This is a genomic window from Serratia sp. CMO1 (assembly GCF_015689115.1).
Taxonomy (GTDB): Bacteria; Pseudomonadota; Gammaproteobacteria; order Enterobacterales; family Enterobacteriaceae; genus Serratia; species Serratia marcescens.
Genome location: NZ_CP065032.1, coordinates 2,208,062 through 2,222,530 on the forward strand (window position 1 = coordinate 2,208,062; position 14,469 = coordinate 2,222,530).

Consider the following 14,469-nt stretch of genomic DNA (forward strand, 5'->3'; position numbering starts at 1 on the left):
ATTATTATCGCTTGTCAACCCGACGGCAAAATCCGATATTTGGCGCGGCTGCTAAGAGCGTCGCGGCAGCCGTAAAGGAATGACATCATCAACCAGGGAAAGCGCCGTGCATAACGCCAATAAAAACTTTTGGCCGCGGCCGATGCCCTGCAACCGAAGAGCCTCTATCATGACGAAAATGAACCGCCTGGCGTCCGCGCTGATCGCCGCACTGATCTTGCCGACCGCGCACGCCGCGCAGCAGCAGGATATCGACGCCGTTATTCAGCCGCTGATGAAAAAATATGGCGTGCCGGGCATGGCGATCGCCGTGTCGGTCGACGGCAAACAGCAGATTTACCCGTATGGCGTCGCTTCGAAGCAGACCGGCAAACCGATCACCGAGCAGACGCTGTTCGAAGTGGGCTCGCTGAGCAAAACCTTCACCGCGACGCTGGCGGTCTATGCGCAGCAGCAGGGCAAGCTGTCGTTCAACGATCCGGCCAGCCGCTACCTGCCCGAGCTGCGCGGCAGCGCCTTCGACGGCGTCAGCCTGCTGAATCTGGCGACGCATACCTCCGGCCTGCCGCTGTTCGTGCCGGACGACGTGACCGACAACGCCCAACTGATGGCCTACTACCGGGCCTGGCAGCCGAAACATCCGGCGGGCAGCTACCGCGTCTATTCCAACCTCGGCATCGGCATGCTGGGCATGATCGCCGCCAAGAGCCTCGACCAGCCGTTTACCCAGGCGATGGAACAGGGGATGCTGCCGGCGTTGGGCATGAGCCACACCTACGTTCAGGTGCCGGCGGCGCAGATGGCCAACTATGCGCAGGGCTACAACAAGGACGATAAGCCGGTGCGGGTCAATCCCGGCCCGCTGGACGCCGAGTCTTACGGCATCAAGTCCAACGCTCGCGATCTGATTCGCTATCTGGACGCCAACCTGCAGCAGGTGAAGGTCGCGCAGCCGTGGCGCGAGGCGCTGACCGCGACGCACGTCGGTTATTACAAGGCGGGCGCGTTCACGCAGGATCTGATGTGGGAGAACTACCCATACCCGGTGAAACTGTCTCGTTTGATCGAGGGCAACAACGCCGGGATGATCATGAACGGCACGCCGGCTACCGCCATCACGCCGCCGCAGCCGGAATTGCGCGCCGGCTGGTATAACAAAACCGGCTCTACCGGCGGTTTCTCCACCTACGCGGTGTTTATCCCGGCGAAGAATATCGCCGTGGTGATGCTGGCCAACAAATGGTTCCCGAACGACGATCGGGTCGAGGCGGCTTACCGCATCGTGCAAGCGCTGGATAAGCGCTGATCGTGGGGGGCGCCGTCGGGGCGCCCCTGTTACCGGTGCTGTCGATCTCGCCGCTCGCGCATGAAATCGATAAAGGCGCGCAGCTTGAGCGGCAGATGCCTGCCGGCGGGAAAGTAGATGAAAAATCCGGATGCCTCGCTGGCATACTCCGGCAGCACTTCCACCAGATCGCCCTGCGCCAGCTCCTGCAACACCGTACCCTGAAAACGCTGTGCGATACCCAGCCCCGCCAACGCCGCATCCTTGATCAGCCGATCTTCGTTAAAGATCAAACTGCCGCTGACGTCCAGCGCCCGCTCATCGCCGTGCCGACTGAAATACCAGGGTTCCAATTTGCCGCTGCCGGGAAAACGGTAGCGCAGGCAATGGTGCGCGAGCAGATCGTCCGGCGTGGCCGGCGCGCCGCAACGCGCCAGATAGTCGGGCGAGGCGACCAGCACCCGGCGCTGGCCGTTGTCGATTGGCACGGCGATCATGTCCTTTTGCAACATGGCGTGCATGCGAATGCCGGCATCGAAACTGCCCAGCACCAGATCGGAAAAGCGGTCTTCGGTAAACAGCTCAAGCTGCACTTCGGGATAGCGTCGCTGAAATTCCGCCAGGTGCGGCATCACCAGCAGCGAAGCGGCCAGCTGCGGCAGCGTAATGCGCAGCAGGCCCGCCGGCTGCGCGCCCAGGGCGCGCACGTCGTCCGCCGCCACGTCGATCTGGCTCATGGCTGGCGACACCTTCTGATAGAACAATCGGCCCTCGTCGCTGAGGCGCACCGAGCGGCTGGTGCGGTGGAATAACCTCACTCCGAGCTGATTCTCCAGCGCCTGAATGTTTTGCGACACCGCCGGCGGCGTGACGCCCAGTTGGCTGGCCGCGCGGGTAAAGTTGCCCAGCCGTGCCACGGCTTCGAAATAGGGCAGCAGTTGCAGGAGTGAACTCATCTATTAATAACCTGTGCTTAATGATTCATTAAATTATGACTTATTTTAATTTATGACGAACGTTTTAGACTGGTTTTACTTTCCCTCAGCGAGATGAAAATCATGTCGGCAACACAACAGGCGTTAACAGAACGGATCGCGGCGATCGATCAACAGGCGATGGCCGAAGGGCGCATCGTGGGCAGCGTGGTGCTGGTGGCGCGGCGGGGCGAGATTTGTTACGCCGGGGCGGCCGGCTATGCCGACCGCGAAGCGCGCCGGCCGATGCGGCGGGAAACGCAGTTTCGGCTGTCGTCGGTCTCCAAACCCTATACCACGCTGGCGGCGCTGCGCCTGATTGAGCGGGGCAAACTGAGCCTGGACGATGCGGTCAGCGATTGGCTGCCGTGGTTTACCCCGGCGCTGGCGGATGGCCGCCGCCCGACGATCAAGATCCGCCATTTGCTGAGCCATACCGCCGGTCTGGACTATCGGCTGAACCAACCGCCGGCGGGCGTTTACCATCAGTTGGGGATCCAGGACGGCGTGGAGCTGTCGACGCTGACGCTGGAGCAAAACCTGCGGCTGTTGGCGCAGGCGCCGTTGCTGTCGGAACCGGGAGAGCGCTTCAATTATTCACTGGCGATCGACGTGCTTGGCGCGGTGCTGGAGCGGGTGACGGGCATGTCGCTGCCGCAGCTGTTTGTCGAATGGGTGGCGCAGCCGCTGGGGCTTGGCAACACCGCATTCCATGCGACGGACGCCGTGAACCTGGCGACGCCGTATTACAACACGCCGCAAGGGCCGCTGCGCATGCATGAAGGTCTGCGGATCGCCTTGCCGGAAGGCATGGCGGGGGGAGAAGTGACGTTCTCGCCGGCGCGCGCGCTTAACGTGGAGGCTTATCCTTCCGGCGGCGCGGGCATGGTCGGCGATGCCGACGATGTGCTGAAGCTGGTGGAAGCGTTGCGCAGCGGCGGGCAGGGCATGTTGCAGCCGGAGACGGTGGCGTTGCTGCGCAGCCCGCACGTGGGCGCGCAGGCGCAAACGCAAGGGCCGGGCTGGGGCTTCGGCTTTGGTGGCGCGCTGCTGATGGACGCAGAAGCGGCGCAGACGCCGCAGCACGCCGGCACGCTGACCTGGGGCGGCGTTTACGGCCACAGCTGGTTCTTTGATCCACAGGCGCAGCTGAGCGTGGTGATACTGACCAACACCGCGTTTGAAGGCATGTGCGGTTATTATCCGCAGCAGATCCGCGATGCGGTTTATGCGGCGTAAATAAAAAGGGCCCCGCAGGGGGCCCTTGTTAGGTTTTCAGGCGATTACTGCGCCGGTGCCGGAGCGGGTTCCGCTTCCTGCGCCGGTTCAGCGTCTTCCGCCGGGGCGCCCAGCATGGCGAACTGGCCGATGAACTCCTGCAGCGACATTTTGTTGCCGTTCAGGTCAACCTGATTGTCAGCGTAATGGAACTGGCTCGCGATCACGCCGTCTTTCTGGGTGGTCAGTTTGAACATCTGGCCCATGGCCGCCAGGCCCTGCACTTGCTGCTGCGCCAGTTTCTGCGCGTCTTCCGCATTATAGCCCTGCAACAAGGCGGTCTTCGCGGTCACTTCGGTGGCCATCGCTTCCGGAATGGTCAGGCTGAGATCCAGCTTTTTAACCGCCTGAGCGATCAGCTGATCCGGCGATTGTGCCGGGGAGGCGGCCTTGCTCGGATCGGTCATCGCCAGATCCAGCGTGAAGATGCTCTCACCCTTGCTGTTTTTCCAGCTCAGCGGGGCGATGCTGAGGCTTGGATTGCCTTTCAGCAGCATCGGCAGGTTCTTTTGCAGCATCTCGGAGGTCTGCTGTTCGTAGACGTCCGGATCCAGGTTCTCGCCCTGCTGCAGCAGCGCCATGGTTTGGCGGTTGTAGCTGTCGGAGAAGTCTTTCAGCGCCTTGCCGTCGACGTTGTCGATTTTCAGCGTCAGTTTACCGGCGCCGAAGTCGTTGCCCTGCACCTTGAGCGCGTCCATGGTGTAGTCGATCTGGCCGCCGATGTTGCTGCTGCCTTGCTCGCCGAACTTGCTCACCAGATTGAAACCGTCCAACGCCACGGTGTCTTTACCGTCGATCGTCAGTTTGAACTGTTTCAGGGTCATCGTCTGATCGCCGAGCTTCACGCCGAACTTGCTTTCGTTACTGTTGCCTTTCAGGTTGAAGCCCTGGAAGGTGATCTGCTCGTTTTGGCCGAATTCATTCGGGCTGGCGAACACGATAGTGTCGCTATTGGCGTCCAGCGCGAATTTTTTCAGATCGCGGGACACGTCGGCGTCAATGGTGGCGCCGCTGAATTTCAGCGAAGATTTATCCTTCTGGTAGTCCAGTGGGATAAAGTCGATGGTGGACGCGGTATCGCCGCTGTACGAGATGCGCGAATCGGCGGTAAACAGCGATTTGCCTTTGGTGGTTTCAAACAGGCCTTTCACCGCCGGGGTGTTTTCCAGCTCGGTATGCACCGACGCCATGCTCGGCAGCAGGTTGAATTTTTTCAGCTGCGCGAACGGGAACGGACCGTGATCGATGGTTTCCAGGAACGCCACTTCTTCACCGGCTTTCAGCGCCGCGTTTTCGCTGGTATCCGTGCCGTCGGAACGCAGCACATAACGCACTTTGCTGCTGAACAGGCCGCGCTGGTAATTTTCATAGCTCAGCTTGACGCCGGCTTTCGGCAGGTAGGCTTTCAATTGGCCATTGGCGTTGTCGACGACTTCGCCCATGTGCTGCTCGATCTGTTTCCCGGTGTACCAGGATGCCCCGGTCCATGCTGCGCCAAGAACGACAATGACGCTGACAGCGACTAACGATTTTTTCATAGCTCTGTTTCATCCTTTTTTCTTATCACCCTCCGTTGCGTGGGAGGGGCAAATAGGGGCCGCCAAAAAACGCCCGCAGGCGCTTAATTGTGGGGGCAGCTCTCGCTTTCAGCAAGCAATTTGCTGAAATTTATCAACGGTTAGGCCAGTTGGTTATAAACCCGGGCGATGCGGCCGCTGCCGCTGACGTTGACCGGGGATTCGAACGCCCCGATAAAGCAGGATTCGCCCGGTTTGAGCGTCAGGCGTTGCCCGGATTTCTCCAGCGTCGCTTCGCCGGCGACGCAGAACACGATGGCGGCGCTTCGCTGTGCCAGCGCCTGCGGCGCGGCGGTCAAATCGTGCAGTGAGAAGGCGAAATCTTCCACCGGGATCGGGAAGAACAGCTCGTTGCCGCGTTGCTCCGGTTGGGTCAGCAGGCCGGAAGCCGGTTGCGGGCGGAACTGCAGGTTGGCCAGCAGCTCGGGCACGTCGATGAATTTCGGCGTCAGGCCCGCGCGCAGCACGTTATCCGAGTTGGCCATCACCTCCAGCGCCACGCCTTTCAGGTAGGCGTGAGGCGTTTCGGCATACAGGAACATCGCCTCGCCCGGCGCGAGCTGCACCACGTTCAACAGCAGCGGTGAGAACAGACCGCTGTCGTCCGGATAGAAGCCGGCGATGAAGCGCACGGTATCCCAGGGTTCCCCCTGCTGGTTGTTGAGCGCGGCTTTCAGCACGCCGAGCGCCAGCGATTTTTGTTCGCCGCTCATCGTCAACAGGCTGGCGAACAGGGTCGCGAGATGGGCGGTGTCCGGCTGCTGCAGGAAGGCGGCGATGTCGTGGTGCGCGCCGGCGATCGGCTGCAGCAGGGAAACGATATCGGCCAATTCACGAAAACCGTTCATCGCCAGGAACGGCGTCAGGGCGAACACCAGCTCGGGCTTGTGATTAGGATCTTTGTAGTTGCGTTCGGCGGCGCTCAGCGGGATGCCTGCGGCGTTCTCTTTCGCGAAGCCGACCTCGGCCGCCGCTTTGCTCGGGTGGACCTGGATCGACAGCGGCTGATCGGCGCACAGCACTTTAAACAGGAACGGCAACTCGCCAAAACGGCTGGCGACGTTGGCGCCCAGCTGTTTTGGCTGGTCTTCGTCGATCAGATCGCGCAGCGAACGCAGTTCACCGTCGGCGCCCGGCACGCGGGAAGGGCTCTTGGGATGGGCGCCCATCCACAGTTCGGCCATCGGCTGATTATCCGGGTTGGCGATGCCGTAAAGACGGGTCAGCGCATCGTGGCTGCCCCAGGCGTAATGCTGTACCGCGTTGGTCATTTTTTGCATGTCGATAAACGTCCTTAACGTCATTGTCGTACTGGATGACAATAACCTACTGATTTTATACGGTTAACTAAATCTGTGCCGACACCTATCCTACGCCCGCGTCGGCAGGAAAAATCATGGGCGCGATCAAAAAAACGCCGGATAACGTCGCGCCCGGCAACGGGGCCAAAGTATAGCGTGATAACGATCGGCGTCTCAATTGGCGCGCAGGCCTCAAGGCGGCCCGGAAAACCCGCCGATCGATTATTCTTTGGCCCCGCGGAATTATTGCCGATAGCTTGGTCATTCTGCGTCATTATTTATTTTTTCAGCATGTCAAACTATGTCGGCTGAATTTATTTTTTACCGTCTGAGCCATTCCCTTAATTATTATTTTCGCGCTGCGCCGGGCTATCACACGCTGAGCTTAAACCTGCGCGTCAGACCCGTTTACCGTAACGGCCAACACGTCGATTTAACGAAACAAGAGGTCTGTTGCATGAAAAAACTGTTGTTGCTATTGGGGCTTTGCACCGGCGCAACCCAGGCGGCGGTGATTGTCGCCTATCCCTACGCGGCGCCACGCACCGTGGTGATCGCGCCGGCACCGATCGTCGTTACACCCGCGCCGGTCGCGGCTGTGGCGCATCCGCTGGCACTCACCGCCGGTGCGGCGGCGACCGGGGTGTATCGGCATAATGAACGGCAGGACGCCTACGACGAGATCAATCATCTGCAGCAGCAACGGTTCGATGAGCTCAATCATTTACAGGCGCAACGCATCAATAATTTTAATTCGCGTCATCCGCATTAATGGTTATCCACATTTTTATTCTCCAGGCTCATTCCCGGCCGTTTATTTCACCGCGGGTTAACCGGCGGAAAATAACCGCGTCGTTAATGGGTAAAAGAGATGAAACGTGCTGTGAGATAACTCTCTTAATGCGAATAGTTATTATGTCACTATACTGGGAGTGCATGCCGACGGGGGGTAGCGCGTCGGCCTAACCCTACAATTTTAGGAATTATGCTAAGGAGATCATGATGGCAGGCGTTCGTATCGAAAAAGACTCTATGGGCCCCATCGAAGTACCGACCGACAAGCTGTGGGGCGCGCAAACCCAGCGTTCGTTGGCGCATTTCCGTATTTCCTCCGAAAAGATGCCGACCGCGCTGATCCACGCGCTGGCGTTGACCAAGCGCGCCGCCGCGCAGGTGAACGTGGATCTGGGGCTGCTGCCGGCCGAACGGGGCGCCGCTATCATCAAGGCCGCCGACGAAGTGCTGGCGGATCGCCATGCCGACCAGTTCCCGTTGTCAATCTGGCAAACCGGCTCCGGCACCCAGACCAACATGAACATGAACGAAGTGTTGGCCAACCGCGCCAGCGAGCTGCTGGGCGGCGTGCGCGGTGAAGAGCGCAAGGTGCACCCGAACGACGACGTCAATAAAAGCCAAAGCTCCAACGACGTGTTTCCCACCGCGATGCACGTGGCGGCGGTGATTGCGCTGCGCGAGCACCTGATCCCCGAGCTGAAAGTGCTGCACAAGACGCTGAGCGACAAGGCCGAAGCCTACCGCGACATCGTCAAAATCGGCCGCACCCATCTGCAGGACGCCACGCCGCTGACCCTGGGGCAGGAGATATCCGGTTGGGCGGCGATGCTGGCGCACAATCTGAAACACATCGAGGACAGTATCCCGCACATTGCCGAGCTGGCGCTGGGCGGCACGGCGGTCGGCACCGGCCTGAACACCCATCCGGAGTACGCGGTGCGCGTCGCTAAAGCGCTGGCGGAATTGACCCATCAGCCGTTCGTCACCGCGCCGAACAAGTTCGAAGCGCTGGCGACCTGCGACGCGCTGGTGCAAGGGCATGGCGCGCTGAAAGGGCTGGCGGCTTCGCTGATGAAGATCGCCAACGACGTGCGTTGGCTGGCGTCCGGCCCGCGCTGCGGCATCGGTGAGATTTCGATCCCGGAGAACGAGCCGGGCAGTTCCATCATGCCGGGCAAGGTCAACCCGACCCAGTGCGAAGCGATGACCATGCTGTGCGCGCAGGTGCTGGGCAACGACGTGGCGGTGAACATCGGCGGCGCTTCCGGCAACTTCGAGCTGAACGTGTTCCGCCCGATGGTGATCCACAACTACCTGCAGTCGATTCGCCTGCTGGCCGACGGCATGCAGGGCTTTAACGAGCACTGCGCGGTGGGTATCGAACCGAACCGCGATCGCATCACCCAATTGCTGAATGAATCGCTGATGCTGGTGACGGCGCTCAACACCCACATCGGTTATGACAAAGCGGCGGAAATCGCCAAGAAAGCGCACAAGGAAGGGCTGACGCTGAAAGCCGCGGCGCTGAAGCTCGGCTACCTGACCGAAGCGCAGTTCGACGAGTGGGTGCGGCCGGAAGCGATGGTCGGCAGCATGCAGAAATAATTGATCTGTGAGACAACCGGGGGCTTACTGAGGTAAGCCCCTTTTTTATGGAGAAATTAAGATGTCGCGCGCACAACGTTTACTCGATCTGATGCAGCTGCTGCGCAGCCACCGTTATCCGGTGGCGGGCCATGCGCTGGCGCAGACGCTGGGCATCAGCATGCGCACTCTGTACCGCGATATCGCCACGCTGCAGCAGCAGGGGGCGGAGATCGCCGGTGAGGCGGGCGTCGGCTATGTGCTGCGCCCCGGTTTTATGCTGCCGCCGTTGATGTTCTCGCCGGCGGAGACTGAAGCGCTGGTGCTGGGGATGCGCTGGGTCAGCCGCCGCGGCGACAGCCAATTGGCGAGCGCGGCGGGCCAGGCGCTGGCCAAGATCGCCGCGGTGCTGCCGCCGGCGCTGCGGGAGGAGCTGGAGGCCAATACGCTGCTTATCGCGCCGGTTCAGGCGCCGCCGGTGGCGGATGAGATGCGGGTGCTGATCCGTGACACCATCCGCCGCGAGCGCAAACTGCATATCGACTACCTCGATCTGGCGGGACAGCGCAGCGAACGCCTGCTTTGGCCCTTTGCGCTGGGCTTTTTCGATCAGTTTCAGATGTTGGTCGCCTGGTGCGAGCTGCGTCAGGCCTTTCGCCATTTTCGCCTCGATCGCATCCAGGCCGCCACGCCGTTGGAACAGCGTTATCCGCGTGGCCGGCGGCGGCTGCTGAAAGAGTGGCGCCTCAGCGAGGGCATAGCGGAGCAATAGCGGCACGCTGCTGCCATAAACTGTCAGTCGCGCGCCTTAGTCTGTGCCTATCGGGAACCGACCGGTTCCCATCATCCAGAGGACAGACCGATGACCCTTCCCAGCATGACCCTGCTTTACGTCGACAACCCGCTCAACAGCGCCGCCTTTTATCAACGTTTATTGGGACAGGCGCCGGTGGAACTTTCTCCCGGCTTCGCCCTGTTCGTACTCAACAACGGCTTCAAGCTGGGGATGTGGGCCAAACAGGGGGTAAAACCCGCCGCCACGTTGACCGGCGGCGGCGGTGAGCTGGGCTTCTTGTGCCAGGATCCGCAAGAGGTCGAGGCGCGCTATAACCAGTGGCGCGAACTCGGGCTGCCTATCGAGCAAACGCCGACCGAGATGGAATTCGGTTACACCTTCGTGGCGCGGGATCCGGACGGCCATCGCCTGCGGGTGTATGCCCTCAGCGAGTAGCGTCGTCGGCATACAGGTGCAAGCGCGGCACCAGCAGCCGCAGCGGCCTGGCGTCGGGTTTGTAACGGTGTTTCACCGCGTCGGCGTCGTAGTTGAGCAGCTCGCCAATCTTCGGCACCGCAGCGCCGTTTTCAACCTGACACAGGGCGATCAGCGGCAGCGGGCAGGGGTGTTGCACCTGTTTTTGCTGCTGCTGATACCACACCCGGGCGATCGGCTGCACTTTTACCGGCCGCTTGATTTTCAGCGTCGCATGCTGCGGCAGGCGGCTGACGTCGTCTATTTCGCGGCTGACCAGGGCGGCCCACTGTTCACGGCTGTGCGGCGGCACCGCGCGGCCGGCTTTCAGGCTTTTCTCCAGCTGCGCCAGAATGTCGTCCCGCTTGACGTTTTTGATGATGTGCTTGTTGGCCCAGCCGAAGCGCACGGAGTCGGGATTGGTCAGGGCGGTGAGGGTGCGGTAGGCGCTGAGGGTAATCAGCCCGTGCAGATGGGTGTGCACGAACTCGAAACGCTGCTCCGGCGCCAGACCGGAATCGACGGTGATAATCTGCTCCAGTTCGCTCTTCAGGCGGTTGATCAGCGCCAACTGCGTCTGCAACGTCTGATATTCCGGTTGCTCCACCGCCAGACAGATGACGCCGGGCAGGCGCACGGCGGCCTTGCTGCTGACATTCTCCCGGTTATGGTGGATGAACAACCGTTGATAGTGTTCCAGTGCCAGATCGCGCGCCGCTTGCCCCACATGCTGCTCGACCGCGATATGCGAAATCGCCTGATGTTCCTGGCCTTTTTCAACCTCCGGCAGGCTGAACACCCGCGCCGCCAGCAACCGCAGCGGGGCGATCTGCTGCTGCAACGCGCCGAGCGCCTGCTCCAGCTCGTTAAAGCAGGCGTTCATTCGGCCAATCACATCGTATCTGCTCATCGCTCACTCCCATATTAGTTACAACATACTATAGAAGAGCGGCCGACTGGGGGCAACATCGGCAATGGGGCAATACTCGGCTAAACTGCCCGCCCAGCTTGCCAGGGGAAATAGGGCGGGCAGCAGGGGGAATTCTCTCGCTCGTTTATTTTTTGTTTAGCCCATTTCTTGTTTGCCGTTGTCCAATCGCTGGAACAAACAGAATGGCAGGACGCTATGAGCCCCTCGGGTTATCTTTTCTTCTGTCATTAACGGGTGCTTTAAACGGAGGTTTACGGTGGATATTAAACAGAAAGTCAAAAACATGACGCTGGAAGAGAAGATCGGGCAAAAAATCATGCTGGATTTTCGCTACTGGGATCAGAACGGTAGCAGCAATCAGGATATGACCGTTCCCGATGCAGCCATTGGCAAGCTGATCACCGATAACCACATAGGTGGGGTGATCCTGTTTGCCAATAATCTGAAAGACAAGCAGCAGATCAAAACGCTGACGGCCTGGTATGCCGTGATGAAAACGCACGCCGGCGTTCGTTTGTTTATTGGCACGGATAACGAAGGCGGTAACGTTTTCCGGCTGCCGCGCGGCGACTACGCCTCATTCCCCGGCAATATGGCGCTGGCGGCGGCGATTGAGGGCGGCGCGGATAAACAGCTCGCCGTTGAACAGGGCAAACTGATGGCTCAGGATATGCGCGCGTTGCATATCAATACCAACTTTGCCCCGGTCGTGGATGTCAACACCAACCCGTTCAACCCGGTGATTAACGTTCGCGCCTTCAGCGATGATAAGAACACCGTTGCCCGCCTGGCCGAGAAAATGGTGGCGGGGATGAAGCAGCAAGGGCTGATCACCGCGTACAAACACTTCCCCGGCCATGGCAGCACCTCCACCGATTCGCATACCGGTTTGCCGCGCGTCGATCGTACGCGGGAAGAGGCCTTTGCCATCGATATCGCGCCTTACAAGCAGGCCATTGACCGCTGCGTGGCGCCGGACATGGTGATGACTGCGCATATTCAGTACCCCGCACTGGATAACAGCCAGATCGACACCCGCAACGGTGATAAAATCACGGTGCCGGCCACTATGTCGCGCGAAATCCAGACCCAGATCCTGCGCAATGAGCTGGGTTATGCCGGCGTAACGATTTCAGACGCGCTGGATATGGGCGCGATTGCCGAGCATTTCAGCCAGCAAGCGGCGGCTGAAAACGTCTTTATCGCCGGGGTGGATATCGCCCTGATGCCTGTCAGCATCGCCTCGCCGGCGCAGGCGAGCCTGCTGCCCGAGCTTATCCGCTACATTGCGGAGCGGGTGAAAACAGGGCATCTCAGCGAGGCTGATATCGATGCCTCGGTCGAGCGCATTTTGCGCCTCAAATTGCGCCATCACCTGATGGGCCATAGCGATAAACCTTGTTCCAACGACGTTGCGTCGTCAGCGCACAGGCTGGAAAAGCGCATCGCCGATCGTTCCATTACCGTGGTTATCAACCGTCAATGTCTGCTGCCGCTAAAGGACAAGGCGCTGCGCTACTTTATTCTGACGCCGTGGGGCGAGCAGGCCAACGGCATCGCGAACGTGATGGCGCAGGAGGGCTATCAGAACGTCGTGGCCGCGAAGGAAACGGAACTGAGCGACGCCGAGGTCAGGGAACATATTGCCGGCTGCGACGTGTTCTTGCTCGGAACCCTCTCAACCCGCTTTACGCCTGCCGAGCAGGATGGGGTCGTGACCTCCGCAACCGGGGCGGCTAATGATACCAGTCCTTATCCGGGCTGGCTGAAATACGCCGCCGAGCAGGGGAAAAAGCGCGTTCATCTCTCACTGCGCGCACCTTACGATATCGTGAACTATGCCGCAGAGGTGGAGGCGGCTGTCGCTACCTATTCCTATTACGGCTATGACGGCGGGGTATGGCGCGGTCCCTCGATGATATCGCTGGCGCAGGTGCTGACGGGGAAAATCACCCCGCAGGGCAAACTGCCGGTCAACACCTGGCATGACTACGATGTGGAGACCAACACGGGCAAAATCGCATTCCCTCGCGGGACGGGGCTGAGCTGGTAATGGGACAAGTACCGGCGTCGTCAGAAAGGGCGGCGCCGGTCGCTGGATGGCGTTGATAAAGCGGGCGGTTTCTTGCTCCGCACGCCGCGACATGGGATAACCGTCACTCACGGAAGGAGAACATTTATGCCGACAGGCGCAACAAAACTAGGCGGATGGCTGTTGATGGCCGCCATGCTGGGCGTGAGCGGATGCGCCAAACCCCCTGAGCCGGAAAAGCCTCCGCAGCCTGTACCGCCGGTCACACCGATGCGGGGCATCTGGCTGTCCACGGTCATTGGATTGGACTGGCCGCCGACGGCCTCGCTGAAAGCGGAATCCCCGCAAGAGCGGGCGCGCCTGCAGAAGCAGGGGCTGACGGACGCGCTGGACGACATGGTGAAAACCGGGATTAACACGGTGTATTTTCAGGTTAAACCGGACGGAACGGCCCTGTGGCGTTCTGACATCTTGCCCTGGTCGGAGGTATTGACCGGCACCGTGGGCCAGGATCCCGGTTATGATCCGCTGGCCTTTATGCTGACAGAAGCGCACCGGCGCGGCATCAAGGTCCACGCCTGGCTGAACCCTTATCGGGTTTCCATGAATACCCGACAGCAAACGATAGATGCACTTAATCATACGCTGCAGTCGCCGCCGGCCAGCGTCTATGCGCTGCATCCCGACTGGATCCGCACCGCCAGCGATCGCTTCGTGCTCGATCCTGGTCTGCCCGACGTGCGCAACTGGATCACCGGCGTGGTGGCTGAAGTTGTCAAAAACTATGATGTCGACGGCATTCAGTTTGACGATTATTTCTATTACGAAACGCCGCAATCGCCGCTGGATGATGAAAGGACGTATCGCGAATACGGCCAAGGGTTTGCAGACAAAGCCGCCTGGCGAAGAGACAATACGCTGCAATTGATAAAACAGGTTTCCGCCACCGTCAAAGCGTTGAAGCCCGCAGTCGCGTTTGGCGTCAGCCCGGCGGGCGTATGGCGAAACCAAGCGGACGATCCTGCCGGCTCGGCGACGCGGGCCGGCGCGCCGTCGTACGATACGGCCTATGCCGATACGCGCCAGTGGGTCAAGCTGGGGCTGCTCGACTACATCGCACCGCAGCTGTATTGGCCTTTTGATCGTGAAATTGTCCGCTACGACGTGCTGGCCAACTGGTGGGCCGAGGTGGTGAAAGGCACGCCGGTTCGGCTTTATGCCGGGGTGGCGCTGTATAAAGTGGGTACGCCATCGGCCAGCGAGCCGGCCTGGACCGTCGACGGCGGCGTCCCCGAGCTGAAAAGGCAGTTGGATCTCAACGAGAGCCTGCCGGGGATGGGGGGAACCATCCTGTTCCGGCAACGTTATCTGACCGAGCCGCAAACGGATAAGGCCGTGAACTACCTGCGCACCCGCTGGAAAACCGGTCAATAATCACAGGCTCCGGCATGACGGGCCGCGGC

At 60.4% G+C, this 14,469-nt stretch carries 12 protein-coding genes; 8 read left to right on the top strand and 4 right to left on the bottom strand.

Features of this window, described 5'->3' with window-relative positions; all coding sequences use genetic code 11:
- The first annotated feature begins 169 nt into the window (after positions 1-169).
- A complete protein-coding gene (blaSRT, locus tag IT763_RS10615) occupies positions 170-1,306 on the top strand; it encodes an SRT/SST family class C beta-lactamase (protein ID WP_016927879.1) in 1,137 nt (378 codons plus the stop codon).
- Between the two features lie 29 nt (positions 1,307-1,335).
- Here blaSRT and IT763_RS10620 read toward each other — a convergent pair whose 3' ends face one another.
- On the bottom strand, positions 1,336-2,241 hold the full coding sequence (locus tag IT763_RS10620; RefSeq protein ID WP_033640465.1) for a LysR family transcriptional regulator: 906 nt from the start codon (positions 2,239-2,241) through the stop codon (positions 1,336-1,338).
- 102 nt (positions 2,242-2,343) lie between these two features.
- Here IT763_RS10620 and IT763_RS10625 point away from each other — a divergent pair, with 102 nt between their 5' ends.
- The gene (locus tag IT763_RS10625; protein WP_206195391.1) at positions 2,344-3,498 is read left to right on the top strand and encodes a serine hydrolase; all 1,155 of its coding nucleotides are present in this window, start codon (positions 2,344-2,346) and stop codon (positions 3,496-3,498) included.
- Positions 3,499-3,542: 44 nt separating this feature from the next.
- Here the strand turns inward: IT763_RS10625 and IT763_RS10630 are convergent, their stop codons facing one another.
- Together IT763_RS10630 and manA are read right to left on the bottom strand one after the other, a co-directional pair.
- The gene (locus tag IT763_RS10630; RefSeq protein WP_028128187.1) at positions 3,543-5,075 is read right to left on the bottom strand and encodes a YdgA family protein; all 1,533 of its coding nucleotides are present in this window, start codon (positions 5,073-5,075) and stop codon (positions 3,543-3,545) included.
- A 140-nt stretch (positions 5,076-5,215) separates the two neighbouring features.
- Positions 5,216-6,394, bottom strand: coding sequence for a mannose-6-phosphate isomerase (gene manA, locus IT763_RS10635; protein WP_049298943.1), 1,179 nt, complete (start codon positions 6,392-6,394; stop codon positions 5,216-5,218).
- A 322-nt stretch (positions 6,395-6,716) separates the two neighbouring features.
- Between manA and IT763_RS10640 the strand changes: the two genes are divergently transcribed.
- The 4 genes from IT763_RS10640 to IT763_RS10655 all read left to right on the top strand — a co-directional run bounded on the left by IT763_RS10640 (position 6,717) and on the right by IT763_RS10655 (position 10,025).
- Positions 6,717-7,187 (top strand): hypothetical protein, encoded by a 471-nt coding sequence (locus IT763_RS10640; RefSeq protein ID WP_228009684.1) that lies wholly within the window; start codon positions 6,717-6,719, stop codon positions 7,185-7,187.
- Between the two features lie 230 nt (positions 7,188-7,417).
- Positions 7,418-8,815, top strand: coding sequence for a class II fumarate hydratase (fumC, locus tag IT763_RS10645; RefSeq protein ID WP_049298945.1), 1,398 nt, complete (start codon positions 7,418-7,420; stop codon positions 8,813-8,815).
- A 61-nt stretch (positions 8,816-8,876) separates the two neighbouring features.
- Positions 8,877-9,566: a YafY family protein gene (locus IT763_RS10650; RefSeq protein WP_016927872.1), complete on the top strand. Its 690-nt coding sequence runs from the start codon at positions 8,877-8,879 to the stop codon at positions 9,564-9,566.
- Between the two features lie 90 nt (positions 9,567-9,656).
- Positions 9,657-10,025, top strand: coding sequence for a VOC family protein (locus IT763_RS10655; protein WP_028128189.1), 369 nt, complete (start codon positions 9,657-9,659; stop codon positions 10,023-10,025).
- Here IT763_RS10655 and tus read toward each other — a convergent pair.
- Entirely contained in the window at positions 10,015-10,953 is a 939-nt protein-coding gene (gene tus / locus IT763_RS10660) for a DNA replication terminus site-binding protein (RefSeq protein WP_033640460.1), read from the bottom strand. The genes IT763_RS10655 and tus overlap by 11 nt on opposite strands.
- Positions 10,954-11,230: 277 nt before the next feature.
- Between tus and IT763_RS10665 the strand changes: the two genes are divergently transcribed.
- Both IT763_RS10665 and IT763_RS10670 read left to right on the top strand, forming a co-directional pair.
- Entirely contained in the window at positions 11,231-13,027 is a 1,797-nt protein-coding gene (locus tag IT763_RS10665) for a glycoside hydrolase family 3 protein (RefSeq protein WP_206195392.1), read from the top strand.
- 126 nt (positions 13,028-13,153) lie between these two features.
- A complete protein-coding gene (locus IT763_RS10670; RefSeq protein ID WP_371811609.1) occupies positions 13,154-14,440 on the top strand; it encodes a glycoside hydrolase family 10 protein in 1,287 nt (428 codons plus the stop codon).
- Positions 14,441-14,469: the final 29 nt, after the last annotated feature.

What these genes read in the sequence shown, in the direction of transcription:
- IT763_RS10620 (WP_033640465.1), bottom strand. Translation starts at nt 2,241, where the DNA reads ATGAGTTCACTCCTGCAACTGCTGCCCTATTTCGAAGCCGTGGCACGG.
- IT763_RS10625 (WP_206195391.1), top strand. Translation starts at nt 2,344, where the DNA reads ATGTCGGCAACACAACAGGCGTTAACAGAACGGATCGCGGCGATCGAT.
- IT763_RS10650 (WP_016927872.1), top strand. Translation starts at nt 8,877, where the DNA reads ATGTCGCGCGCACAACGTTTACTCGATCTGATGCAGCTGCTGCGCAGC.
- IT763_RS10670 (WP_371811609.1), top strand. Translation starts at nt 13,154, where the DNA reads ATGCCGACAGGCGCAACAAAACTAGGCGGATGGCTGTTGATGGCCGCC.
- IT763_RS10640 (WP_228009684.1), top strand. Translation starts at nt 6,717, where the DNA reads ATGTCGGCTGAATTTATTTTTTACCGTCTGAGCCATTCCCTTAATTAT.
- tus (WP_033640460.1), bottom strand. Translation starts at nt 10,953, where the DNA reads ATGAGCAGATACGATGTGATTGGCCGAATGAACGCCTGCTTTAACGAG.
- IT763_RS10655 (WP_028128189.1), top strand. Translation starts at nt 9,657, where the DNA reads ATGACCCTTCCCAGCATGACCCTGCTTTACGTCGACAACCCGCTCAAC.
- fumC (WP_049298945.1), top strand. Translation starts at nt 7,418, where the DNA reads ATGGCAGGCGTTCGTATCGAAAAAGACTCTATGGGCCCCATCGAAGTA.
- blaSRT (WP_016927879.1), top strand. Translation starts at nt 170, where the DNA reads ATGACGAAAATGAACCGCCTGGCGTCCGCGCTGATCGCCGCACTGATC.
- manA (WP_049298943.1), bottom strand. Translation starts at nt 6,394, where the DNA reads ATGCAAAAAATGACCAACGCGGTACAGCATTACGCCTGGGGCAGCCAC.
- IT763_RS10630 (WP_028128187.1), bottom strand. Translation starts at nt 5,075, where the DNA reads ATGAAAAAATCGTTAGTCGCTGTCAGCGTCATTGTCGTTCTTGGCGCA.